This is a genomic window from Kribbella flavida DSM 17836 (genome assembly GCF_000024345.1).
Taxonomy (GTDB): Bacteria; Actinomycetota; Actinomycetes; order Propionibacteriales; family Kribbellaceae; genus Kribbella; species Kribbella flavida.
Genome location: NC_013729.1, coordinates 2,992,538 through 3,016,823, shown reverse-complemented (window position 1 = coordinate 3,016,823; position 24,286 = coordinate 2,992,538). Strand labels below are relative to the sequence as shown.

Below are 24,286 nucleotides of genomic sequence, written 5' to 3'. Positions count from 1 at the left end.
GCCGCTGGTCGACGTGCCGAACGTACGCCGCAAGGGCCTGGCGGAGGCGCAGAAGATCCTCACCGACGCGGGGTTCACGGTGAAGGTGGAGCAGGCACCGTTCCACCTGGGCCTGAACCTGGTCGCCGGCCAGAACCCGGCCGCCGGCCGGAAGGCCCAGCCCGGCACGACGGTCGTCGTCACCGTCGTCTGACCGGGCGCGCCCTCGCCGGTGAGCGGTTCCGGTGCTTTTGGCGGCGCTGTCAGGTGTCTGGTTAGCTTTGCTGGTGAACCACCCCCGCATCGCCGTCATCGCCTTGCTCTCGGTGGCCGCGGCGTGGGGATCGACGTTCTTCCTGACCAAGGACCTGCTCACCAGGATGGACGTTGCCGACTACCTGGCGTTGCGGTTCCTGATCGCCGCGGCCGCGCTGATCCTGGTGCATCCGCCCGCGATCGCGCGGTTGAGCCGCCTGGACCGCGGCCGGGGGGTGGCCCTCGGCATCACCTACGGCGTCGCGCAGCTCGTGCAGACCGAAGGGCTGCGGCACACGTCGGCCAGTGTGTCCGGCTTCGTGACCGGCATGTACGTCGTGTTCACCCCGCTGCTCGCCGCGGTCATCCTGCGGCACAAGATCGGGCGCTGGGCCTGGGTCGCGGTCGCGCTGGCGACGGTCGGCCTGGGCGTGCTGTCCCTGCGCGACTTCAGCCTCGGCACCGGCGAGCTGCTGACGCTTGCCTCGGCCGGCCTGTACGCGCTGCACATCATCGGCCTCGGCGCCTGGTCGACACCGTCCAACGCGTTCGGCCTGTCGGCGTTGCAGATGGTGGTAATCACCGTGGTCTGCGCGGTCGGCGCGATCCCCGGCGGGTTCGCGCTGCCGTCGGGTGGCGGCGACTGGGTCCGGGTGGTCTACATGGCCCTGGTCGCCGGCGCGCTCGCGCTGATCGTGCAGACCTGGGCCCAGGCGCACCTCACCCCGACCCGCGCTGCGATCGCGATGACGATGGAGCCGGTGTTCGCGTCCGGGTTCGCCGTCCTGTTCGGGTCGGAGAGCGTGACGGCGCGGATGCTGATCGGCGGGGCCCTGGTGGTCTCGGCGATGTACCTGGTGGAACTGGCGCCGCGACGCAAGATCGAGGCCGAGGTCCAGCACCTCGCCCAGTAGCGAAGCCAGGAGGCCGCTGATGCGGGACAACAGCGCGCGACGGATCCGGTGGTACCCGGCCGCCGTGATCGCCGCGCTGCTCGCCATCCTTGCCGGCGGCACCGTCTCCAACCTGGAGCGCAACCCGCAGCCGCAACTGGTTGCCGACGGCATCCCCGGACGGCCGGTGCCGCCGGGACCGGGCCCGGCCGCCGGTACGCCGTACGCGGAGCTGGTGCGGTACGCGCTCGCGGACCTCGACGCGCTGACGTTGCCGAACGGCGCGACCCTGGCCGGCTGGGACGGGCCGTGGCGGTTCGTCTGGCCGCGGGACGCGTCGTTCGTGGCGGCGGCCCGCTGCGCGGTCGGCCAGTACGACGAGGCGGCGCAGGTGCTCGGCTTCCTGGACCGGGTCCGGCCGGCGGCCGGTCGGTGGGCGGCCCGGTACGTCGCGGAGACCGGCGCGGTACCGCAGGACGGGCGGGAGGACCAGCTCGACGGATCGGGCTGGGTGGTCTGGGCGACCTGGTTCTGCGGGCGTGACCTCGAGCGGTACTGGCCGATGGTCAAGGAGTCGGCCGACCAGATCGTCGCCGAACTGCGCGACGACGGGCTGCCGGGCCCGTCCCCCGACTACTGGGAGAAGCCGGAGTCGGAGGTCACGCTCGGCACCGTCGCGCCACTGCTCACCGGCCTGAGGTCCGGGGTCGCCATCGCCCGGAAGCTCGGCCACAGCGCCGAGGGCGACCGCTGGCGGCGGGCCCTCGATCGGTTGTCAACGGCAACAGAGCGCCGGTTCGCCCCCGACTACCCGCGCACCCCGGCCGAGGCCGTGTCACTCCTGGAGGGCGGCTTCGACATCGGCCTCGGCGGCAGCGCGGACGCGATCGTCACTGTGCTCGGCCCGCCGTTCGCCCCCGAGCGTCCGGTGGTCACCGCGGCGATCGAGCGCAGCCACCGGGTCCTGACCCAACCCAACGGCGGCGTCACGCCCGGCGAGCAGTGGCGCGCCGACGGCGTCGCCTGGACGCCGCAGACTGCCCTGTTCGCGCTGAGCGCGGCCGCCCGGGGCGACCGGGCGACCGCCGCCGAGCTGCTGCACTGGCTCGACACCCACCGAACTCCCAGCGGAGCGCTTCCCGAGAAGCTCAACCGGGATCTTCGACCGGCCGGCGAAGCTCCCCTCGGCTGGACCGCGGCGGTGGTGATCCTGACCGTCGCGGCTCTCGAGAAGCCGCTGCCGACGCCCTAGCAGATCTCCATACCGTCGTGGGTGGGCGCTTCGGGACGCGTGGTGCTGGTCCTGGTGCTGTAGAAGAACGCGGTCGAGGCGATGTCGTCCTGCAGCGGCAGGTAGCGCCCGCCGGAGCGCCAGCCGAGCGCCTGCACGTCGACGCGCAGCCTGGTCCGGAAGCGGATCGGGTCGGGCAGGTGGAAGCGGTACATGCCGAACCGCTGCTGGCTCGCGTACTGGCCGTCCGGGCGGATCACCTGCGGCATCCCGAGGTACGGCGTACTGAACTCGGCGTAGCCGCCGCGCTCGGGGCCGAGGTCGAAGTTCCAGGCACCGCCGAAGTAGTCCTCGGTCCCGGTGCCGCAGATCGTCGGGAAGTCCTCGTCGTCGTCCAGGTAGAACTTCACCTCGCCCTCGCCCCACCAGCCGGAACTGTTCACACCCCAGGCGAGGTAGGTGCCGACGTAGTGCCCCGGTCCCTCGACGCCGTCCAGCACCGTGTGCACGGTCTTCGCGGGCAGCGGGTTGCTCCGGCGCCACTGCGCGTGCAGGTAGGCCGACCCGGCGGCGACCTCGCCGAGCCAGTAGTCGATCTGGAAGTAGACGACCACCTTCTCGTCGGAGGTGTTCTCCAGCGTCACCGTCGCCTGCGAGCGGAACGGCATCTCCCAGTAGCAGTTGAATCCGCCGTTCGGGTTGACCGCGACCGGCAGCGAGCTGACCTGCGCGAACCGGCCCCACCCGGAGCAGAAGAAGTCCCCGACCGGCGCCTCGACCGCCGGCGCCTCGTCGCCGTCCCAGTGCGCGCGCAGCACCAGCCGGCGCCAGTTGTCGGTGTGCGTGGTGAGCCAGACGTGCGTGATGCAGCCGGAGCCGGCGATGTCGGCGAGCGCGGCGGTCTCGCCCGGACCGATCTCGATCGACGGCGACACCTTCCAGCCCTGGCCGAGGTCGCGGGCCGCGTGGGCGCCGGTGCCCTCGGTCCGGCGGCCGCCCTGGCCGGGCTCGCCGGTCGGGTTCTCCGCGCTGATGGAGCGGGTCTCGACGGCCACGACGGCGCTGATTCCGGTCAGGTTCCCAAGAGTCATGCCGGCGAGCCTAAGCCGGTTCGGCGCTCGGCGGGCAGAAAGGAAATCGATTTCTCACCTGGTGGGAAAGTTGCACGCAGCAGATCGGCCCCGGCCCGGGTCTTTAGTGGGACAGAGCAGTTCGAGCGAGGAGACGGCGTGACGTTCGACGAGTGGGCCCCGGCCGGGCTGCCACGGTTGCTGCGGTTCGCGGCCGTTCTGTGCGGCGGTGGCGACCTGGCCGAGGACGTGGTGCAGGACGTCCTGATCAAGGCGCACCGGCACTGGGACCGGGTCCGGTCCGCCGACCAGCCGGAGGCGTACCTGCGCCGGATGGTCGTGAACGAGTTCCTTTCCTGGCGGCGGAAGTGGTCGCGGTTCGTGCCGCGGCCCGAGATCCTTCCGGCCGAACCGGTCGCCGATCACGCTCGCCAGCAGGCCGATCGCGACCAGTTGATCGGTGAGCTGGCCAAACTGCCGCGGCGGCAACGCGCCGTCCTGGTTCTGCGCTACTACGGCGGGCAGTCCGACCAGGAGATCGCCGACACCCTCGGCTGTGCGACCAGCACGGTCCGCGCGCACGCCTCCCGGGCGCTCGCCGCCCTCCGTATCGAGCTGACCAACGACCTCTCCGGAGCCCACCATGCGCACTGAAGACGACCTTCGCGAGGCCTTCGAGCACCTCGCGTCCACCGCGCCCGCCGCCGAGCGAGTGCTTGCCGCCTTCCACACCCCGCCGCGGGTACGGCGCAGCCGCACCCCCGTGGTGATCGGCGTGGCCTTGGCGACGACCGCCGCGGCACTTCTGGTGCCGGTGCTGGTCAGGCACGACGATTCAGCCCAGCCCGCCGGGCAGCAGGAAGCCGACAGCCCCTGGCGCGACCGGCTGTCGCTCGAGCTGCCGCGCGACCTCGCGGTCCACGGCTCGCGCGGCTTCACCCGGACAAGCCAGGGTCTTGTCCTCGAAGGCGGCAGCAAGCGGACCACCTGTGTGCTTCGCTCCCACGCGGCCGGTTCTTTTGATCCGAGCACGATCCCGGCGAGCAGTCCGACGCTCGACATCAACGGCGCTCGGGCGTATCGGGCGGAGCTGGCGAATGTGACGGATCCGAGCAGGCCGGCCCCGACGATCGTCTGGGAGCCGACCGCCGGCAGCTGGACCACCAGCCACTGCGGAGTCCGGGATGCCGCCGACCCGGCGAAGGCCGAGGAACTCGCCCGGAAGGTGCAAAGGTCGCCCCAGCGGCTTGCGGCGCCGTACAAGATCGGCTACCTGCCCGCCGGTTTCACGGTGGGCGGTTTGAGCCTGACCCCCTCGACCAACCCAGCCCGCCGGACCCGAGGCAGCTTCCAGGCCTACATCGGCGACGGCAACAACGCGCGGAGCAGCATCGTGGTCGACCCGGCGAGCAAATTCGAACTGCGGGACGTCGACCTGCGCATCGACTTCACCGTCCAACCTCTCGGCGCCGGACTCCGACCGACCGGTGCCGTCAAGGGCCTGACCGTCAATGGCCGAACCGCCTACTGGATGCAGCAGGGACTGCTCATCCAGGGCGATGGCTTCACTGTCATGCTCGACAACTGGGGAAGACTGCCGCAGGCCGAGTTGCTCAAGATCGCCAACGGCCTGGAACTCACCGCCACTCCCACCTCCCCCGCGAACTGGTTCGACGCCGCACAAGCAATCCCCTGACGGCCCCAGCCCCGCCTCCCCCCGCTCGGTGGAGGCGGGCTTGCCGGTACAGCAGGCAGCCTGATTCCCCCGGTGGACCCGGTCGGCTGATCAGCAGGCGCGGACCTTGGCGGTGAAGCCGTGCTCGAAGGTCAGGCAGGCCCACGGCCGGCCCTGATCCTTGCTGGCCCGCACGATCACCGGGTACTCCGAGGCGCCGCGGACCTGCGGGTTCTTCTCGGTCACCGGCGTGCCGATCGCGCCGCCGCGGGCCTCGGCCGCCGCCTTCACCAGGTCGACGGGGACCGTACTGAGGGCCTTGCGGACGGCGGCCGCCTCGGCGTCGTCGGCGACGGCCAGCGCGAAGTCGATCTCCGGCGGCTTCGACCAGGTGGTCGAGGTGACCGGGAAGACCAGGCCGAACATCAGCAGCCCCACCCCGGCGACGATCTGCCGCAATCGCCGGCCGTTCTCGAACGCCAGCACGCTCGCGCAACCGAACGCGAGCAGCAGCGTGATCCCGCGCATCACCCAGTGCCGGTCCAGCCTGCTGTCCACCGCGAGCGCGGCGGCCAGCGCGACCACCACGCAGGCGAGAGCGGCCAGCGCCGCACGGACCCGGGGCGACAGAGAAGTCATGCCGCAGACGATAGAGCGCGGCCGTTCGTCGCAGCGAACCACCCGTTCGCCGCGTGACCCGGCGTACAGGCTCAACGGGTCTGGACAGTGCTGGCAGATTCGATCCCGTCCCCACCGCCCCGAGGGATTGGACCTGCTGTGAACCACGACGACCTCGAGCTCCCCGACGCGTGGAGCATCTCCCGGCGCAAAGCACTGCAACTGACCGGCGGGCTGGCCGCGGCCGGATCCGTGCCACTCGCGACGGCGACCACCGCCTCGGCGGACACCACCACCGGCCCACCCCCTGGCACCGGTCAGCGCGCGACGTTGACCGAAGGAACGAACTTCATGGTCGCGGTCTCCCCGGAAGGGCGCCGGCTGGCGTTCGACCTGGTGACCGCGATCTGGGTGACGCCGGCGACCGGTGGGTCCGCGCAGCGGCTGACCGACGACCTGCAGGACGCCACCCGGCCGCGCTGGTCACCCGACGGGCGGCGACTGGTCTTCCAGTCCTACCGCGACGGCAACTTCCACCTCTGGACCATTCAGCCCGACGGCCGCAGCCTGCGGCAGTTGACGACCGGCCGCCACGACCACCGCGAGCCGCACTTCACGCCGGACGGCCGGTCGATCGTCTTCTCGTCCGACCGCGGCGGCAACGGCAGCTACGGCATTCACCGGCTCGACCTGAGCACCGGCGCGATCGTCGCTCTCACCGAAGACCCGGCCGAGGAGGCCGAGCCGGTGGTCTCCCCCGACGGCCGCAGGATCGCGTTCACCGTGGACACCGCGGCGATCGTCGAGCTGGACCTGGCGACCGGCGTACGGCGTACTGTCGTGGCGGCGCAGACCGGGATCACGGTGTTCGGGCCGGCGTACTCGCCGTCCGGGCAGCTGGCTCACGTCCGGCTGAGCGGACCGGCGTGCGACCTGGTGATCGGTGACGCGAAGGTGACCAGCGGGCAGGACGTCTTCGCGGTGCCGCCGTCGTGGGCGTCGGCGACCGAGCTGTTCTACACCGCTGACGGACGGGTGATGAAGCACCGGGTCGGCGGTGGGTCCGAGCCGGTGCCGTTCACCGCGGTCGTGCCGGTGACGTCGCGGCGGCCGCGGCCGAAGGTGCCCGACGTCGAGTCGAGCCGCTCGCGGCCGGTCAAGGGCATCGCGAGCCCGACTGTCTCGCCCGACGGGCGGTGGCTGAGCTTCCGCGCCCTCAACGCGCTGTGGCTCGCGCCGACCGACGGCCGTGCCCGGCCGCGCAAAATCGTTGCCGACGGCTACTTCAACTCCGATCCGGACTTCTCCCCCGACGGCCGCAGCCTGCTGTACGCGAGCGACCGCGACGGGACGGCTGATCTGTGGCTGCACGACCTTGCCAACGGCACCGACACCAAGGTGTCGTCGTTGCCGGGGGCACAGACCGCCCCCAGGTTCTCACCGGACGGCCGGCAGGTGGCGTACCAGGACCAGGACGGGATCGCCTGGATGCTCGACCTCGGCTCCGGCCAGGTCCGTCAGCTGACGCCGACGTTGTTCCAGCCGGGCCGGGTGAGCTGGTCGCCGGACGGCCGGACGATCGTGCTCGCGGCGGTGAAGCCGTTCACGAAGCGATTCCGGGAGGGCACCAGCCAGTTGCTGTACGTCGACGTCGCGAGCACGTCGTTCGAGTACGTGGAGCCGATGCCGTTCCGGTCGCTGGCGACCCGGGGCGACGACGGTCCGGTCTTCTCCCCCGACGGCCGGTGGCTCGCATTCGTCGTCGAAAGCCTGCTGTACGTCGTACCGGTGGATCAGCGCGGGCGCTTCACCGGGCGGCCGCGGGCGGTGACCAGTGAGGTGACGGACTCGCCGGTCTGGCAGGACGAGCACACGCTGCTCTACCTGAACAACGGACGGCTGCGGCGGACCGACCTGCACGGCTCCCGGCCACGGACCGTGCGGCTCGACCTGGACTGGCAGCGCGCCACGGTGAACCAGCACGTGACGATCCATGCCGGGGCCCTGTGGGACGGCCGCTCCACAACGCTGCGCAAGAACGTCGACATCGTGCTCGACGACGGCAAGATCGCCGCGGTCCGGCCGCACCGGGGCCGCGCCGACATCGACGCCGCCGCCCTCACCGTGATGCCCGGCCTGATCGACGCGCACAACCACTGGCACCTGCGCGGCCGAGCCTGGGGTGCGCGGCAGGGCTACCTGTGGCTGGCCTACGGGATCACGAGTACGCGCTCTCCGGGCGATCCGGCGTACCAGATGCTGGAGACTCGGGAAGCGCTCTCTCACGGCTCGCTGACCGGTCCGCGGTACTTCGCCACCGGTGAGGCGATCGACGGTTCGCGGGTCTACTACAACTTCATGCGGCCGACCCTCTCGCTGCGGCAGCTCGGGCTGGAGATCGACCGGGTCGAGGGCCTGGCCTACGACCTGGTCAAGACCTACGTGCGGCTGCCGGTCGAGTACCAGCGCCGCACGATCGCCGCCGTGCACCGGCTCGGCCTGCAGCTCTCCTCGCACTACCTCTACCCCGCCGAGCACCTCGGCATGGACGGCATGGAGCACACCGGCGCCACCAATCGGCTCGGCTACTCGCACACGGTCAGCCGCCTCGGCCGCGCCTACGCGGACGTGATCACCCTGTTCACCCGCGCGGGCCTGTCGGTGACGCCGACGCTGTTCAACTCGACGATCGCGCACGTCGACGACCCGTCCCTGCTTACCGACCGCCGGACCACGACGCTGTTCCCGGCGTGGGAGTACGCCGCGTTGCAGGCCGAGGTGGCGACTGCGTCCGGGCCGGCCGGGGTCACCACCCGGGAGCTGCTGCGGGGTAACGTCGACATGGTGCTGCGCATCCATCGCGGCGGCGGTCTGGTCATCGCCGGCACCGACGCGCCGCTGGACAACGTGGCGATCTCGCTGCACGCGAACCTGCGGTCGATGGTCGCAGGTGGCTTCACGCCGTACGAGGCACTGACCACGGCGACCAGGAACCCGGCGCGCTGGCTGAACCTGGAGGACAAGCTGGGAGTCGTGCAGGCCGGGGCGCAGGCGGATCTGGCGTTCGTCGACGGCGATCCGCTCGCGGACATTCGGCACGCGGCCGCTGTCCGGCAGGTGATGGTGGCCGGGCGGCTGCACACGGTCGACGCGTTGCTGGCGCCGTTCGCGACGACCTCCCGGACGGCCGCCGGACCGGCACCGCTGCGCCGGGACCAGACGCACGCGCACGACGACGAGCACTGGTGGCACGAACCGGAGTGGCTGCACCGGGTCTGCTGCGAGGGCTGAAACGTTTCCACATTTCCGCGCGAGTTATTGCACTGATCAACATTTCCTCCTACGGTGAGCGCGACTTGGTGTACCCGCCCGTTCACCGATCGTGAGGATGCTGATGCTGAAACCGCTCTCTTGGGTTCTGCCCCTTGTTCTGCTCGCCCCCACCGCTCCAGCCGTTGCCGCCGGGACTGCTCCGGCGGCAACGAGCTGGACGCTTCCTGGCGTCGGAGATGTCGGAGCCTCGGTGGAGTCCGCCGACGGCCGGCTCCGGCTCCGGGTCTCCTCCGGTGGTACCGAGGCGCTGAGCGTCGCCGACCTCGGTCTCGTCACCTCGACCACCGACCTGTCGAAGGACCTGACGCTGCGCTCGCAGAACCACCGGACGCTGCGGACGGCGTACCGGATGACGACCGGGAAGCAGCGGGAGCGGACGGTGCTGCAGGAGGAGAGCCGGCTGACGTTCAGCAACCCGTCGGGGGCGCAGCTCGCGCTCGTCGTGCGCGTCTCCGACGACGGTGTCGCGTTCCGGTACGAGCTGCCGGGCGCTGCGACGGTCCAGCGGGAGACCGGTGGCTTCGAGCTCGCGCCCGACGCGACCAGCTGGCTGCAGCCGTACAACCCGCAGCACGAGAACGAGCACGCCGAGGCGACGGCCGCGACCGCGCCGACCGGCGAGTTCGGGCATCCCGCACTGTTCCGGCGCGGCAGCACGTACACGTTGCTCGCCGAGTCCGGGCTGGACGGGCGCTACTCCGGTGGCCGCCTCACCCACACGCAGGGCTCCGGCCGGTACGACGTCCGGCTGGCCGACGCCGCGGTCGCCTCGACCGGCGTCACCTCCTGGCGCACGATGATCGTCGGCGACCTCGCGACGGTGACGGGATCGACGCTGGTGGACGATCTCGCCGAGCCGGCCCGGTTCACCGGCACCAGCTGGGTGCAGCCGGGGCTGTCGTCGTGGTCGTGGCTGGCCGAGAACTCCAGCCCGCGGGACTTCGAGCGGCAGAAGGACTACGTCGACGCCGCGGCCAGGAACAACCTGTCCTACGTGCTCGTCGACGAAGGGTGGAGCCCGGTCTGGCTGCCGGAGCTCACCCGGTACGCGCGGGCGCGCGGTGTCGAGGTGCTGATCTGGTTCCACTGGACGAACTTGCAGACCCAGGCCCAGCGGGACGAGTGGCTGCCGAAACTCGTTGCCTGGGGCGTCAAAGGTGTGAAGGTGGACTTCATGGAGTCCGACAGCCAGGCCCGGTACCAGTGGTACGACGCGATCCTGGCCGACACCGCCAAGCACCGGCTGATGATCAACTTCCACGGCTCGACCGTGCCGCACGGACTGGCCCGGACCTGGCCGCACCTGATGACGATGGAGGGCGTGCGCGGTGAGGAGAACGGGCTGAACGCGACCCGGAACACGATCCTGCCGTTCACCCGGAACGTGATCGGCTCGATGGACTACACCCCGACCCGGTTCGCCACCGCGTCGAACCCGAAGCCGCAGACCACCAACGCGCACGAGCTGGCGCTGCCGGTGGTCTACGAGTCCGGCTGGACGCACATCGTCAGCACCCCCGAGGAGCTGGCGTCCCAGCCCGAGGGAGAGCGCTTCCTCCGGCAACTCCCGACCGCCTGGGACGAGACCCGGCTGCTGTCCGGTACGCCGGGCGTCGAAACGGTGATCGCCCGGCGCGACGGGGCGCGGTGGTTCGCCGGCGGCATCCGGTCCGGCACGGGTGGCACGGTGACGGTGCCGCTGACCTTTCTCGGCGGGACCGGCCGCTGGCTGGTCGAGATCGTCACGGAGAACCAGGGAGCGCTCTCTCGGTCCAGCGCCGTCCGCCGCGCGGCGGACCGGCTCGACCTCCTCGTCGCGGACCGCGGCGGGTTCGTGCTGCAGGCCTGCCCCTACTCCCCCGGCCTGACGACCTGCGACAAACCGCATCGCGAACCGCCGCGCACCTCGGTCCTGGTGGACGTGTCGGCCGACGAGGTCGCGACAGGCGGAACGGTCGAGCTGCAGGGCGTGTTCGTCGCCCGGACGGGTGGTTCGGTGCGCGACCTCGCGCTGGCTCCGGAGCTGCCGGCCGGCTGGTCGGTCGTCGCGGGCAAGCCGGTCCGCAAGAGCCTGCTGCGCGAAGGAGAGAGCGTCAGCGGCCGCTGGACGGTCAAGCTGAACCCCGCCGGCGTCCGCGGTGACGTGGAACTGGTTGTCGCCGGCACCTACACCGCTCCGGACGGGCGGCGGATCCACTCGGCCGACGCGGCCCGGGTGTTCGCGGAGCCGCTGCCGCCGAAGGGTTCGACGTACGTGAGCGACCAGCCGTGGACGGACGAGACGAACGGCTACGGGCGTCCCCAGCAGCGCGACCGCAGCCACGGCGGCGACAACGAGCCGGCCACGTTGTCCATCGCCGGCAAGACGTTCGGCAAGGGTGTCGGTTCGCACGCGCCGAGCTCGTTGACGACCTGGCTGGGTGGCGCCTGCAGCCGCTTCTTCGCGGAAGTGGGAGTGGACGACGGCACGACGACCGGTGAAGGCTCCGTCACCTTCGTCGTGCTCGGCGACGGGCGTCAGCTCGCCGGTACGCCGGTGATCCGTGCGGGCGAGACCGCGCACCTTCTCGACGTCGACGTCACCGGCGTCAAACGCCTCACGCTGGCCACCACCGACGGCGGCAACGGCAAGAACAGCGACCACGCCGACTGGGGCACCGCGTCGCTGACCTGCGCACCCTGATCCCACCCCGGCTGAGCGCGTCACCCCTCGGCGCGCTCAGCCGACCGGGAGTTCCGGGCGCCGGGCACGACGATCGAGTGGTCAGAACGGGAGCTTGGGCTGCGGCGGGGCGTGGGTCGGGTCGACGCCGTCGAACAGGCTGCTGACCGACTCGCCGTCGTGGATGCGCTGGATCGCCGCCGCGAACAAGCCGGAGACCGAGCTGACCTGCAGCTCCGGGAAGCCGTCCGGCCGTGGCACGGTGTCGGTGCTGATCACCTCGGTGATCGACGGGTGGGACCGTAGCCGCTCGACCGCCTTGCCGGCGAACAGGCCGTGCGTGCAGGCGACCGCGGCCTGCGTGCAGCCGCGGTCCTTCAGCCGGTCCAGCAGCTCGATGATCGATCCGCCGGTGGCGATCTCGTCGTCCAGCACGATCGCCTTCTTGCCGGCCACGTCCCCGACGATCGCGTCGATCACCACCCGGTCGTCGGCCAGCCGCTGCTTGCTGCCCGCCGCCACCGGCAGCCCGAGCAACCGGGCGAACTGGGTCGCGGTCTTGGCGTTGCCGAGGTCCGGGCTGACCACCACGGTGTTCGTCAGGTCGGTCGCCCGGAAGTGGTCGGCCAGCACGCCGATCGCGGTCAGGTGGTCGACCGGGACCGAGAAGAACCCGTGCACCTGCGGCGCGTGCAGCGCCATCGTCAGCACCCGGTCGGCGCCGGCCGCGACCAGCAGGTCGGCGACCAGCCGGCCGCCGATCGAGATCCTCGAGGCGTCCTTCTTGTCGGACCGCGCGTACGCGTAGTGCGGCATCACCGCGGTGATCTGCGCCGCCGACGCACCCCGGGCCGCGTCGATCATCAGCAGCAGCTCCATCAGGTGCTCCTGGGTCGGCGGCACCAGCGGCTGCACGATGTAGACGTCGCGCTGGCGGCAGTTCACCTGCAGCTGCACCTGCAGGCAGTCGTTGCTGAACCGATGGATCTCGACCGGCGACAGGTCCACGCCGAGATCGGCGCAAATCTGTTCGGCAAGGCTGGAATGAGCACTTCCGCTGAACACGACGATCTCTCGCACGGCTCTCCCCGAACGCTGTGACCCGACGCCGTCAGCCTAGCCCCCAGGCCCGCGACCGTTCGCCGTCGGCTCCACGGCGAGACGCTTCGCGGTATTGCGGTGGCCACCCTCCGGTGCCTCTGCCAGGCTGCGGTAGATGACCCGAACCCCACCGGACTTCCTCCGCACCGCGGACCTGCAGGCGGACTTCGGCCTCACGGTCGACAGCCTGCGGCCCCACCCGGGCGGCTTCGGGAGCGCCTGCTGGGTCGTGGACGACCGCTGGTTCGTCAAGGTCTGGCACGACCCGACGCCGCCGACCGGACTCGGCGTGCTCCAGGACCTGCAAGACCTCGGCCTGCCGGTGCCGGCCCCACTGCCGACCATCTCGGGCAAGCTGCACGCCACCCAGCGGGGCAAGCACTACGCGGTCTTTCCGTACGTCCGAGGACGCACCGCCACGAGCGACGACTGGCGCCAGACCGCCCGAGCCCTTCGCCAGGTCCACGCCCTCACTCCGATCCACCTGCCCCACGGCACTCTCGACGAGCCGCAGATCCGGCGGCTGGCCGAGCACCTCGACCACCCCTGGATCTCGGATCGGCGCGACGAGGTGGCCGCGGCGATCTCCAGGCTCGATCAGGTCGTCGCCCGGGCCGGCGCGCAGCAGGTGCGCCAGGTCATCTGCCACACCGATCTCCACGGACTCAACCTCCTGCTCGACGACAACGACCAGCTGGCCGCGATCCTCGACTGGGACCAGGCTGTGCTGGGAGCACGCGAGCACGACGTCTGGGTCGCCGCCGAAGGGCCCGCGCTGGAAGCGTTCCTCACCGAGTACGGCGCCCGGGATCTCGACCCCGACCACCTCGAGTACGCGCTGCTCAGCCGCGGCCTCCGGGACATGGCGGCCCGGGTCTTCGGCGAGACCGACCGCCCGGGCGTCGACACCTGGGGCTTCGGCCGGCTGGCCCGACTCGACAGCGACCTCGCCCGCTTCCGCCCGTACTGCCGTCGATGAGCCACGGTGCTGGCGCCCGGGATGTAAGCGAATCCCCGCTGCGGGGACATGAGGGTGTGGAGCAAACAACCCCAGGCGGGCAGCGGGAGTTCGAGCAGCTGTACCGGGCCAACTACGTGGCGGTGCTGACCTACGCGACCCGCCGGACGGCGGACGCGGAGGCGGCGCGGGACGTGGTCTCGGAGGTGTTCGAGATCGCGTGGCGGCGCCGCGACGAGATCCCGTCGCGGTACGAGCTGCCGTGGCTGTACCGGGTCGCGGCCAACCGGCTCGGGCATCGGTACCGCAGCGACCAGCGCGAGCTCCAGGCGCTGCAACGGCTCGCCACCGAGTCCGCCACCGACGGCGCCGCACCCGGCGTCGCCGAACAGGTGGAGTCGGCGCACGCCTTGGCCGATGTCACCGCGGCGCTTGGCGAGCTCGGTGTCAAGGACCAGCAGGTCCTGCTGCTCAATGCCTGGGAGGGCCTGACCGGCCGGGAGCTCGCTGTCGCGCTCGGCTGCTCCACCACCGCGGCCGGCGTCCGGCTGCACCGCGCCCGGCGACGGCTCAGGTCCGCCATCGGGATCCACCGTGAACCCTCCGCCCCGTCGGCACTCCGCCCCACGGCCGCCGTCGACGGCCCCGTTCAGAGAACAGGACACAGCTCATGACCCGAGACCCCAGGCTGGACACACTCCGTACCAACGATCCCGCGGCCACGGCGGCTCCGTCGCTCGACGACCGGGCCGAGGCCGACCTCCAGCGCATCGTCGGTACCCCGGTCGGCTCGCTCGGCGAGGTTCGCCGACCCGCTCCGGTACGGCGGTCGCGGCGGCGGCTGGCCGTGGCGGTCGCGGCCGGGGGCGCGCTGGTCGCCGGCGTCGCGGTTGCCGTCCCGCTGGTGGGTGGCGGGGAGACCGCCTCGCCGGCGTACGCGGTGACCGATGCCGGCGACGGCAAGATCACCTTCACGATCTACCGGACCGAGGACGCCGATGGATTGGAACGCCGGCTGGCTCAAGCCGGGGTGCGGGCGGAGGTCGTGTACTTCCCGCGGGGTATGCGGTGCGAACGGACGCCCCAGGGCATCGGCTTCGACGGCCATTGGAGCCTCACCGACAACTGGGACGGCCAGCGGTCACACGGAATGTCGTACACGCTGAAGCCGGCCGACTTCAAGGACGCCACGTTGGTGATCCAGGACCTTGATCTGAACGCGCCGCCGCCGCCGCAAGCGGACCCGGGTCGGGTCGCCGGCTCGAGCATGGGCTTCCTCAGAACCGGCACCTTCGGGCCCTGCGTACTGACGCCGTTGCGTTGATCAGCCGTCCGGCTCAGCTCAGCAGCCGGGCGACGACCTCCGCGGCCTGGCGGCAGTGGGCGGCCGAAGCGTCGAGATGAGTGACCAGGCGGAGCTGGGTGGCGCCCACTCCCCCGATCAGCACACCGGCCGCCTTGGCGCCTTCGACGACCTCCGCGACCGTGCGGCCGGTCGCGGCCAGGTCGGCGACGACGATGTTCGTCTCGACCTGGTCGGGCTTGACCGAGCCGGGGGCCGCGTCGGCCAGGATCTCGGCGATCTGGCGGGCGTTGGCGTGGTCCTCGGCGAGCCGCTCGACGTTGTGGTCGAGGGCGTACAGACCGGCCGCCGCCAGGACGCCGGCCTGGCGCCAGCCGGCCCCGAGGCGCTTGCGCCAGACGCGGGCCTCGCGGACCAGCTCCTGCGAGCCGACCAGCACCGACCCGACCGGCGCGCCGAGGCCCTTCGACAGGCAGACGCTCGCGGCCGCCGCGCGGGACGCGTACGCCGCCGGCGCCACCCCGGACGCGACCGACGCGTTCCAGAGCCGGGCGCCGTCGAGGTGGAGCGGCAACCCGCGCGCGTCCAGCTCGTCGGCGAGGGCGTCGAAGTGGTGCTGGATCGTGCCGCCGCCGAAGTTGTGCGTGTTCTCGACCGACACGGCCGCGGTCGGTACGAAGTACGGGCCGAGGTCCGGCGCGACCAGTGCGCGGACCTGGTCCAGGTCGATCTGGCCGCCGGCGGCGCTCCACGTCCGGGTGGTGACGCCGCTCAGGGCCGCGTGGGCGCCGAGCTCGGCGCGGGCGACGTGCGCGTTCGCCTCGCAGAGAATCTCGGTGCCGGGGGCAACGAGGGCGCGGACACCGAGGATGTTCGCCAGCGAGCCGGTGACGGTGAACAGGCCGGCCTCGTGCCCGAGCAGTCCGGCAACCCTCTCCTCGAGCGCGGTGATCGTCGGGTCCTCGCCGTACACGTCGTCGCCGACCGGCGCGCTGGTCATCGCCGCCAGCATCCCGGCCGACGGGCGGGTGACGGTGTCGGAGCGGAGATCGATCACGCCCGGCCTCCGGGCGCCGCGGCCGGGGCGACGGTGTCGCGGTGAGCCGGCAGCACCAGGTTGCCGGCGTACGGGCTGGTCATGCGCGGGCGCTGCGGAGGCGCTCGGCGACCAGGAAGGCCAGCTCCAGGGACTGGTGCCGGTTCAGTCGCGGGTCGCAGGCGGTCTCGTACCGGCTCACCAGGTCCTCGGCGACCAGCGCCTCGCCGCCGCCCAGGCACTCGGTCACGTCGTCACCGGTCAGCTCGACGTGCAGACCGCCCGGCCACGTGCCCACCTGCTCGTGCGCGTCGAAGAAGCCCTCGACCTCGTCGACCACGTCGTCGAAGTTGCGGGTCTTGTAGCCGTTTGGCGTCTCGTAGGTGTTGCCGTGCATCGGGTCGCAGACCCACGCGATCGGCGAGCCGTGGTCGCGCACCGCCTCCAGCAGCGGCGGCAGCGCGGTCCGGATCTTGCCCGCTCCCATCCGGGTGATGAACGTGAGCCGGCCCTCGATGCCCTTCGGGTTCAGCTTGTCGATCAGCGCGCGGATGTACTCCGGGGTCGTGGTCGGGCCGATCTTCACCCCGAGCGGGTTGCTCAGCGACGCCAGGAACTCGACGTGCGCGCCGTCCAGCTGGCGGGTCCGCTCACCGACCCAGAGCAGGTGCCCGGACACGTCGTACGGCTGCTCGGTGCGGGAGTCGATCCGGGTCAGCGCGTGCTCGTACTCCAGGATCAGTGCCTCGTGGGAGGCGTAGAAGTCGACCGTGCGGAACTCGTCGGAGGTCGACCCGCAGGCGCGCATGAAGGCGAGCGCGCGCTCGATCTCGGACGCCAGCTGCTCGTACCGCTGCCCGACCGGCGAGGACCGGACGAAGTCGGTGTTCCACGCGTGCACCTGGTGCAGGTCGGCGTAACCACCGGTGGTGAACGCGCGGGTCAGGTTCAGCGTCGCGGCGGCCGCGTTGTAGACGCCACGCAGACGCTGCGGGTCCGGGATCCGGGCCTCGGGGGTGAACTCCAGCCCGTTCACCGCGTCGCCGCGGTACGACGGCAGCGTGACGCCGCCCCGGGTCTCGTCGCCGGAGCTGCGCGGCTTGGCGTACTGGCCGGCGATCCGGCCGACCTTCACCACCGGCACGCTCGCGGCGTACTGGAGCACGACCGACATCTGCAGCAGCACCCGCAGCTTGGCGCGGATGTTCTCCGCGGTGACGCCGTCGAACGTCTCGGCGCAGTCGCCGCCCTGGAGCAGGAACGCCTCGCCGCGCGCGACGGCGCCGACCTTGGCGGTCAGGTCGTCGCACTCACCGGCGAACACCAGCGGCGGCAGCGTCCGCAGCTGGCTCATCACCTGCTCCACCGCGACCGGGTCCGGCCACTCCGGCTGCTGGAGCGGCTTCAGCGCCCGCAGCTCGTCCAAGGTGGGAACCCCCGGCACTACCCCCGCGTTCAACGTCGCAAATTGCATGGCCCAACCATATTCGAGGGCTCCGAACGCGTGCGCGGCCGTCTCACCAGCGAGGATCACGGCGAGCGACGCACGCCGGTCAGCTCAGCGAGCTCAGATCAGGCGGTACGTCGACCGCGTGCTCGCGCAGCACGGCCAGCGGGATCGTGTCCAGCGACCGGGCGTGGGTCGAGGCCAGCACCACCGGCGCCGCGACACCCGCGTGGTACGCCTGCAGCCAGCGAGCCGCCACCACGCACCACCGGTCCCCCGGCTTCAGCCCGGCGAAGCCCAGCCCCGGTCGCGGCGTACTCAGGTCGTTGCCCACCGACTGCTGGTAGGCGAGGAACTCGGCCGTCATCACCGCGCAGACGGTGTGACTGCCCAGGTCCTCGGGCCCGGTGCTGCAGCACCCGTCCCGGAAGAACCCGGTCACCGGGTCCACGCCACACTCCTGCAGCTCGTCACCGAGCACGTTCCGGTCGGTCTCCACGGCGACATCCTCGCGCAGGTCGGAGCCCGGGCGCGTCACCCGGCGGTCAGGACGCCTTGGTGTCGTCGAGGCGGGGCTTGAGGTGGTCGTCGACGTTCTCGCCGGCCTTGATCAGATCCTTGGCCTTGGCGGCGTACATGTCGACGTACTCCTGGCCGGACAGCTCCATCAGCGCGTACATGATCTCGTCGGTCACCGAGCGCAGCACGAACCGGTCCCGTTCCATGCCCTCGTACCGGGAGAAGTCGAGCGGCTTGCCGATCGCCACGCCGGGCCGGACCAGCCGCGGCAGCCGGCGGCCGGGCTCCTTGACGAACCACTTGGGCACCATCGTGCCGGGTGGGTTGATCTTCTCGGTGTCGATCATCGCGACCGGGATGACCGGGACGCCGGCCACGATCGCCATCCGGGCGACGCCGGTCTTGCCCTTGTAGAGCCGGCCGTCGGGCGAGCGGGTGCCCTCGGGGTAGATCCCGAACAGCTCGCCCTTGCCGAGGATCTCCAGGCCGGTGTTCAGCGCGGCCAGCGACGCGCGACCACCGGAGCGGTCGATCGGGATCTGGCCGATCGACCGGAAGAACGTGGCGACCAGCTTGCCCTTGAGCCCCGGGCCGGTGAAGTACTCCGACTTGGCGGGGAAGACGATCTGCCGCGGTACGGCGACCGGCAGGAAGATCGAGTCGGAGAACGCCAGGTGGTTGCTGACCAGCAGCGCCGGCCCCGTCTCGGGAATGTTCTCCAGCCCGCTGACCCGCGGCCGGAAGAACAGTTTCACGATCGGGGCGACGAAGAACCGTCTGAGGAACAGGTACAGCACGCCTCCACCTCCACCCTCGGCCATGTCCAGTGCCCTGCACCGGCGGTCGGGAAACGTGCACCGCCGGGCAGACCTTACGTTCCACCTTCCCCCTCAGGCAATGTCACCGCCAGGGAATCGGGGGTTGCGCTCTGTGCTGAACTGTGATGGACGCACCGCGCGACCTCGCTCACTGCCCGACCGCCGACACCCTGGCCGGGCTGGGCGGCGCGCCGTCCGGCTGCGACCATGGCGTCTCAGGAAACACGCGACTGCTAGGAGCACCAGTGCCCGTGTCAGCTCATGCGGAGGAGTTCCGCAGTCCCGGCAACGGCCCGAACGCCGCGACGGGGATCCTGCTCAGCCACGGCTTCACCGGATCGCCGAAGTCGATGCGCCCGTTCGCCGAGCACCTGGCCGCGGAGGGCTACGGCGTGGCCGTCCCCCGGCTGCCCGGGCACGGCACGCACTGGCGAGAGGCGAACGGCACCACCTGGCAGGACTGGTACGCCGTGCTCGACAACGAGTTCGAGCGGCTGCGCAAGGAGCACGACCGGGTCTTCCTGGCCGGGCTGTCGATGGGCGGCTGCCTGGTGCTGCGGCTGGCCGAGCAGCACGGCGAGGACGTGGCCGGGCTGGTCCTGGTCAACCCGTCGGTGCAGACCGACGACAAGCGGCTCGTGCTGCTGCCGGTGCTGCAGCGGCTGCTGCCGTCGTTCCCCGGCGTCGCGAACGACATCAAGAAGCCGGGCGTCGACGAAGGCGCGTACGACCGGCTGCCGCTGCGCGCGCTGCACTCGCTGGCGCAACTGTGGAAGGTGACGCGGGAGGATCTGCCGAAGGTGACCCAGCCGGTGCTTCTGTTCCGCAGTACTGTCGATCACGTCGTCGAACCGAGCTCCGGCCGGACGGTACTGGCCCGGATCTCGTCCCGCGACGTGACCGAGACCCTGCTCGAGGACAGCTACCACGTGGCCACTCTGGACAACGACGCACCGCGCATCTTCGCCGGCACGACCGCCTTCGTCCGCCGGATCGGCAGCCATGCGTGACAACGGCCTGACCGCCGCGACGTACACGTCGATGGGCGGCATCGATCCCCTGGTCACCGCTCCGGTGCTGACCGCCCTGGCCGACGCCGGCATCGCGGCGTACTCGACCGTGCCCGGCGGGTCCGTCGGCGCACCGCCCGCGGACGCCGCTGACGAGGAAGCCGGCAGCGCGGCCGGTTCAGCGCCGGCCTCGGACGCCGCGCGGACGGACGCCGGCCCGCAGACCACGGCGCCGGTCCCGGCCGACGATCCGGCTCGGCGGCTGCCGGCCGGGTTCGAGGAGATCTTCGTGGACTCGGCGGCGGTGCAGCGGGCCCGGGCGGTGATCGACCGCAGTACCGAGGACGCGGAGTGGAAGTCGCTGGTCGAGCAGTTCAACGCGCCGTCGGCGCCGGGGCACGACGCGCCGCCGGTGCCGCGCTGGCCCGCCAGCGAGGACGTCGACGAGAAGTACGAGCCGCTGATCGACGTTCCGGCCGGCATCTCGGCCGAGGACACCGAGCCGAAGCCGGCGGAGGAACGGCCCGCGCGCCGGGCCGACGACCCGCACGACCACTTCATCCCGCCGGAGCCACCGCGCGGTCCCCGGTTGGACTGGATCAGCCGGGCCGCTTGGCTCGGGCTGATCGGCGGTCCGCTGCTGCTGATCCTGGCCGCCGTGCTGGACTTCGGCACCGGCCGGCTCACGCTGCTCGCGGTGGTCGGTTTCATGGCCGGCTTCCTCACCCTGGTGATCCGCATGAACGACCGCCTGCCACCCGAGGACACTCCCGACGACGGCGCCGTGGTCTGACGTCGGAGTACGGCGTACCACCGGGGCGTCTGGTCTGAGCGGCGGGGACATCCCGCGGAAACACCGAGGCGCTAGAGTGCCGATCGTCGGACAATCCGACACCCCCATCGACGGAGGAGGCATCCCGTGCAGGTCACCGAGACGGTCGAGATCACCGGCCACCTGATGGACTCCGGGCTGCTGTCCCGGGTCCTGGACGACATCCGCGGCTACGGCGGCGAGTACACGCTGGACAAGTTCGACCTCGGCTACGACAAGGACGACCCGTCGACGGTCCGGATGACGGTCGGCGCCGAGGACGACGAGGCGCTGCAGCGGCTGCTGATGCGGATCCAGACCAAGGGCGCGAACCTGGTCGACCCCGGGACGCCGGAGATCGCCGAGGTGACCCAGGACGGCGTCTTCCCCGACGGCTTCTACTCCACCACCAACCTGCCGACCAGCGTCCGGCTGAACGGCCGCTGGGTGCAGGTCCGGAACCCCGAGATGGACTGCGGCCTGCTGGTCGAGGGCGACACCGTCCGGACGATCCCGATGTCCGACGTCAGGACCGGCATGCGGATCATCGCCAGCGCCCAGGGCGTCAAGGTCACCCCACCGATCGTCGCGAACACCGAGGAGTCGTTCGGCTTCATGGAGTCCGACGTCTCCAGCGAGAAGCCGCAGCGGGTGCTGGTGATGCAGGTCGCCGACGGGATGCGCGAGGCGAAGGCGAACGGTCAGAAGGTGCTTTGGGTCGGCGGTCCCGGCATCGTGCACACCGGCGCCGCGCCGGCCATGGTGGCGCTGGTCGAGGCCGGGTACGTCGACGTGCTGTTCGCCGGCAACGCGCTGGCCACCCACGACATCGAGTCGTCGCTGTACGGCACGTCGCTGGGCGTCGACCTGGCCCGCGGCCGCGGCGTCGAGCACGGCCACGAGCACCACATCCGGGCGATCAACACGATCCGCAAGGCCGGCTCGATCGCCGCGGCCGTCGAGCAGGGCGTGCTCACCTCCGGCGTGATGCACGCGCTGGTGAAGAAAGGCGGCCGGTTCGTCCTGGTCGGGTCGGTGCGCGACGACGGCCCGCTGCCGGACGTCTACACCGACGTCCTGGAGGGACAGCGGGCGATGCGCGCCGAGCTGCCCGGCGTCGGCTACTGCCTGATGGCCGCCACCATGCTGCACTCGGTTGCCACCGGCAACATCCTGCCCGCGTCGATCCCGCTCACCTGCGTGGACATCAACCCGGCCACGGTGACCAAACTGGCCGACCGGGGTTCGTCGCAGGCCCGCGGCATCGTCACCGACGTCGGCCTGTTCATCGAGCACCTGGCCCGGGAGCTGGCGCCCGACTACGCCGAGGCGAAGTAGTTTCGCGCCGCGCCCCCTGGACGCCGGGGGCGCGGTGCAGCAGGGTGGCGGACATGGCTCTCCGAACGAAGACACACTGGATCGGCGTCGTGCTCGACGCGCCGGACGCCCGCGACCTCGCCAGGTTCTACGAACGCCTGCTGGGCTGGACGATCTACGGCGACGAGGCGAACTGGGTGACGCTCGCGCCGTCGAAGGACGCCGGCTACAACCTGGCGTTCCAGACCGAGCCGAAGTACCAGCGTCCGGTCTGGCCGGCCGAGGACGGCAAGCCGCAGATGTCGATGCACCTGGACCTCGAGGTGGACGACCTCGAGCAAGCCGTCGAGCACGCGGTGCAGGCGGGGGCGGAGCCGGCGGAGTTCCAGCCGCAGCAGAACGTCCGGGTGATGCTCGACCCGGCCGGCCACCCGTTCTGCCTGTACGTCGACGATCCGCCGACCGCCGACAAGTAGCCGGGTGTGGGGCCGGTTACGGCGCGGCCGGGCAGGCGGAGGGCAGGATGGGCGGCATGACCGAACTGGTGCAACTGGCCGTCGCCGACGGCGTCGCGACGATCACGCTCGACTCGCCGCACAACAAGAACGCGCTCTCCCAGCAGCTGACCGGTGAGTTGCTGGAGCGGCTCGCCACAGCGGCCGCGGACGATGCGGCGCGGGTGATCGTGATTCGCTCGGCCGGTGACGTCTTCTGCTCGGGCGCCGACCTGTCCGAGGCGACCACGGTCGGCATGGGCGTCGGTGCCCAGCGCATGGTCGACGTCCAGCGCGCGATCGTGGCGCACCCCAAGCCGGTGGTCGCGCGGGTCGCCGGCCCGGTCCGGGCCGGCGGGATCGGCATCGTCGCCGCGGCGGACATCAGCGTCGCCGGCACGAGCGCGACCTTCGCGCTCACCGAGGTCCGGCTCGGTCTGGCCGCCGCGACGATCTCGCTCACCGTGCTCCCCCGGCTCACCGACCGGGCCGCCGGCTTCACCTTCCTCACCGGCGACGGCTTCGACGGCACCGAGGCCGCCCGACTCGGCCTGGTGACCCGCGCGGTGCCCGACGAGCAGCTCGACGACGCGGTCGGCACGGTGCTGACCTCGCTGCTCAAGGGCGTGCCGCAGGGCCTGCGGGAAACCAAGAAGCTGCTCACCCGCGAGCTGCTCGCCGATATCGATGCCCGTGGCAAGGACCTGGCCGAGCTGTCGGCCGGCCTGTTCGGCTCCGAGCCCGCCCAGCAGGCGATGCTGGCGTTCCTGAACCGCAAGAAGAAGTAGCCCTAGGGCTTGAACCCGCCGTTGCTGTAAAGCAGCTGGCCGTTCATCCAGCCGCCCTGCTCGGAGCACAGGAAGCTGACCAGGTTCGCGGTGTCGCGTGGCGTGCCGAGCCGGCCCAGCAGCGTCGCGTCGGTGCCCCACCGCGCCAGCTCCGGTGACATCCAGCCGGTGTCGATCGGGCCCGGATTGATGACGTTGGCGGTGAGTCCCAGGTGCTTCAGTTCTTCGGCCGCCGCCAGCGTGATCCGGTCGAGCGCGCCCTTGCTCGCGCCGTACGGGAGGTTGTGTGCGGTGTGGTCGCTGGTCAGGGCGATGATCCGCCCGGTCCCGTGCGGCGCGTCGTACTGCTCGGCGTAGGCCTTGATCAGCAACCAGATCGCCCGCGCGTTGACGGCGAAGTGGCGGTCGAAACTCTCGACGGTGGTGTCGAGGATGCCGCTGCCGACGCTCTCGCAGTGCGCCATCACCAGCGCCCGGACCGGCCCGAGCGCCTCCCCCACCGCCCGCAGCACCTCCGCCGGCGCCGCGGCGTCCTGGAAGTCCGCCTCCACCGAGAAGACCCGGGCCCCATGCTTGTCCAGGACGCCGGTGATCTCGTCGCGCGCCTGGTTCTCCGGCCCCCACGGCATCCGCTCGTCGTACGCCGTCAGGGAGGTGAACCCCACGTCCCACCCGCTCGCCGCCAGCCCTTCGGCGATGCCCGCGCCGATCCCGACCGTCCGCCCGACTCCCGTCACCAGCGCCACCGGCCGCTCCGCCTCGCTCATGCGCCCATCCTGCCGCCTGAGGCCCTGCGCATCCACCCATTTCCCTGCCCGCCCACCCAGCGAAATCTCAGGGGTTAACCCTTCAAATGCAGGGTGGACCCGCCCGAATACCGTAGGTCAACCCTGCATTTGGTGGGTTATCCCCGGGAAGCCAGGAGCAGCAGGACGATCGCGGCGACGGTCCCATCAGTACGCCTTGCG

Annotated in this window: 23 protein-coding genes; 15 read left to right on the top strand and 8 right to left on the bottom strand. The window is 71.4% G+C overall.

Annotated elements, in window-relative coordinates; genetic code table 11:
• The first annotated feature begins 13 nt into the window (after positions 1-13).
• The 3 genes from KFLA_RS39770 to KFLA_RS14075 all read left to right on the top strand — a co-directional run bounded on the left by KFLA_RS39770 (position 14) and on the right by KFLA_RS14075 (position 2,379).
• Positions 14-193: a PASTA domain-containing protein gene (locus KFLA_RS39770; protein ID WP_474537642.1), complete on the top strand. Its 180-nt coding sequence runs from the start codon at positions 14-16 to the stop codon at positions 191-193.
• Between the two features lie 73 nt (positions 194-266).
• A complete protein-coding gene (locus KFLA_RS14080) occupies positions 267-1,148 on the top strand; it encodes a DMT family transporter (RefSeq protein ID WP_041290085.1) in 882 nt (293 codons plus the stop codon).
• Between the two features lie 19 nt (positions 1,149-1,167).
• Entirely contained in the window at positions 1,168-2,379 is a 1,212-nt protein-coding gene (locus tag KFLA_RS14075; RefSeq protein ID WP_012920464.1) for a glycoside hydrolase family 15 protein, read from the top strand.
• Here KFLA_RS14075 and KFLA_RS14070 read toward each other — a convergent pair.
• Entirely contained in the window at positions 2,376-3,449 is a 1,074-nt protein-coding gene (locus KFLA_RS14070; protein ID WP_012920463.1) for a glycoside hydrolase family 172 protein, read from the bottom strand. The two genes, KFLA_RS14075 and KFLA_RS14070, sit on opposite strands and share 4 nt — an antisense overlap.
• A 138-nt stretch (positions 3,450-3,587) precedes the next feature.
• Here KFLA_RS14070 and KFLA_RS14065 point away from each other — a divergent pair, with 138 nt between their 5' ends.
• Together KFLA_RS14065 and KFLA_RS14060 are read left to right on the top strand one after the other, a co-directional pair.
• Complete coding sequence (locus KFLA_RS14065) at positions 3,588-4,082, top strand: SigE family RNA polymerase sigma factor (protein ID WP_012920462.1); 495 nt, start codon at positions 3,588-3,590, stop codon at positions 4,080-4,082.
• A 109-nt stretch (positions 4,083-4,191) separates the two neighbouring features.
• Positions 4,192-5,124, top strand: a complete 933-nt coding sequence (locus KFLA_RS14060; RefSeq protein WP_148256635.1) for a hypothetical protein — start codon at positions 4,192-4,194, stop codon at positions 5,122-5,124.
• 90 nt (positions 5,125-5,214) lie between these two features.
• Here the strand turns inward: KFLA_RS14060 and KFLA_RS14055 are convergent, their stop codons facing one another.
• Complete coding sequence (locus tag KFLA_RS14055; RefSeq protein ID WP_012920460.1) at positions 5,215-5,742, bottom strand: hypothetical protein; 528 nt, start codon at positions 5,740-5,742, stop codon at positions 5,215-5,217.
• A gap of 138 nt (positions 5,743-5,880) precedes the next feature.
• On the opposite strand from KFLA_RS14055, the gene KFLA_RS14050 reads away from it, so the two are divergent.
• The gene (locus tag KFLA_RS14050; RefSeq protein WP_012920459.1) at positions 5,881-9,012 is read left to right on the top strand and encodes an amidohydrolase family protein; all 3,132 of its coding nucleotides are present in this window, start codon (positions 5,881-5,883) and stop codon (positions 9,010-9,012) included.
• Positions 9,013-9,244: 232 nt separating this feature from the next.
• Positions 9,245-11,737: an NPCBM/NEW2 domain-containing protein gene (locus tag KFLA_RS14045; RefSeq protein ID WP_049797336.1), complete on the top strand. Its 2,493-nt coding sequence runs from the start codon at positions 9,245-9,247 to the stop codon at positions 11,735-11,737.
• 81 nt (positions 11,738-11,818) lie between these two features.
• Here the strand turns inward: KFLA_RS14045 and KFLA_RS14040 are convergent, their stop codons facing one another.
• Complete coding sequence (locus tag KFLA_RS14040; RefSeq protein WP_012920457.1) at positions 11,819-12,796, bottom strand: ribose-phosphate diphosphokinase; 978 nt, start codon at positions 12,794-12,796, stop codon at positions 11,819-11,821.
• 136 nt (positions 12,797-12,932) lie between these two features.
• Between KFLA_RS14040 and KFLA_RS14035 the strand changes: the two genes are divergently transcribed.
• Genes KFLA_RS14035 through KFLA_RS35585 form a run of 3 tightly spaced genes read left to right on the top strand, consistent with a single transcriptional unit; the run spans position 12,933 to position 15,099 of the window.
• Entirely contained in the window at positions 12,933-13,796 is an 864-nt protein-coding gene (locus KFLA_RS14035; RefSeq protein ID WP_012920456.1) for a phosphotransferase enzyme family protein, read from the top strand.
• 56 nt (positions 13,797-13,852) lie between these two features.
• Positions 13,853-14,449 carry an RNA polymerase sigma factor gene (locus KFLA_RS14030; RefSeq protein ID WP_049797335.1) on the top strand — a complete coding sequence of 199 codons (597 nt, stop codon included), beginning with the start codon at positions 13,853-13,855 and terminating at the stop codon, positions 14,447-14,449.
• Positions 14,446-15,099 (top strand): hypothetical protein, encoded by a 654-nt coding sequence (locus tag KFLA_RS35585; RefSeq protein WP_012920454.1) that lies wholly within the window; start codon positions 14,446-14,448, stop codon positions 15,097-15,099. The genes KFLA_RS14030 and KFLA_RS35585 overlap by 4 nt, the downstream gene beginning before the upstream one ends.
• Positions 15,100-15,112: 13 nt before the next feature.
• Here the strand turns inward: KFLA_RS35585 and KFLA_RS14020 are convergent, their stop codons facing one another.
• The 4 genes from KFLA_RS14020 to KFLA_RS14005 form a co-directional block, all read right to left on the bottom strand.
• Positions 15,113-16,135, bottom strand: a complete 1,023-nt coding sequence (locus KFLA_RS14020; RefSeq protein WP_012920453.1) for a threonine aldolase family protein — start codon at positions 16,133-16,135, stop codon at positions 15,113-15,115.
• 79 nt (positions 16,136-16,214) lie between these two features.
• Entirely contained in the window at positions 16,215-17,588 is a 1,374-nt protein-coding gene (locus tag KFLA_RS14015; protein ID WP_041289319.1) for a class II 3-deoxy-7-phosphoheptulonate synthase, read from the bottom strand.
• Positions 17,589-17,667: 79 nt separating this feature from the next.
• Entirely contained in the window at positions 17,668-18,060 is a 393-nt protein-coding gene (locus KFLA_RS14010) for a DUF2237 family protein (RefSeq protein ID WP_041290082.1), read from the bottom strand.
• Between the two features lie 46 nt (positions 18,061-18,106).
• Entirely contained in the window at positions 18,107-18,877 is a 771-nt protein-coding gene (locus tag KFLA_RS14005; protein WP_012920450.1) for a lysophospholipid acyltransferase family protein, read from the bottom strand.
• A 272-nt stretch (positions 18,878-19,149) separates the two neighbouring features.
• On the opposite strand from KFLA_RS14005, the gene KFLA_RS14000 reads away from it, so the two are divergent.
• The 5 genes from KFLA_RS14000 to KFLA_RS13980 all read left to right on the top strand — a co-directional run bounded on the left by KFLA_RS14000 (position 19,150) and on the right by KFLA_RS13980 (position 23,318).
• Entirely contained in the window at positions 19,150-19,908 is a 759-nt protein-coding gene (locus tag KFLA_RS14000; RefSeq protein WP_148256634.1) for an alpha/beta hydrolase, read from the top strand.
• Positions 19,901-20,701 carry a hypothetical protein gene (locus KFLA_RS13995; protein ID WP_012920448.1) on the top strand — a complete coding sequence of 267 codons (801 nt, stop codon included), beginning with the start codon at positions 19,901-19,903 and terminating at the stop codon, positions 20,699-20,701. Before KFLA_RS14000 ends, KFLA_RS13995 begins: the two co-directional genes overlap by 8 nt.
• A gap of 126 nt (positions 20,702-20,827) precedes the next feature.
• Entirely contained in the window at positions 20,828-22,057 is a 1,230-nt protein-coding gene (locus tag KFLA_RS13990) for an ornithine cyclodeaminase, nickel-pincer nucleotide-dependent (protein ID WP_012920447.1), read from the top strand.
• Between the two features lie 53 nt (positions 22,058-22,110).
• Positions 22,111-22,512 carry a VOC family protein gene (locus tag KFLA_RS13985; RefSeq protein ID WP_012920446.1) on the top strand — a complete coding sequence of 134 codons (402 nt, stop codon included), beginning with the start codon at positions 22,111-22,113 and terminating at the stop codon, positions 22,510-22,512.
• Between the two features lie 56 nt (positions 22,513-22,568).
• Positions 22,569-23,318 (top strand): enoyl-CoA hydratase-related protein, encoded by a 750-nt coding sequence (locus KFLA_RS13980; protein WP_041290080.1) that lies wholly within the window; start codon positions 22,569-22,571, stop codon positions 23,316-23,318.
• Positions 23,319-23,320: 2 nt separating this feature from the next.
• Here KFLA_RS13980 and KFLA_RS13975 read toward each other — a convergent pair whose 3' ends face one another.
• A complete protein-coding gene (locus KFLA_RS13975) occupies positions 23,321-24,085 on the bottom strand; it encodes an SDR family oxidoreductase (RefSeq protein ID WP_012920444.1) in 765 nt (254 codons plus the stop codon).
• Positions 24,086-24,286 lie beyond the last annotated feature (201 nt).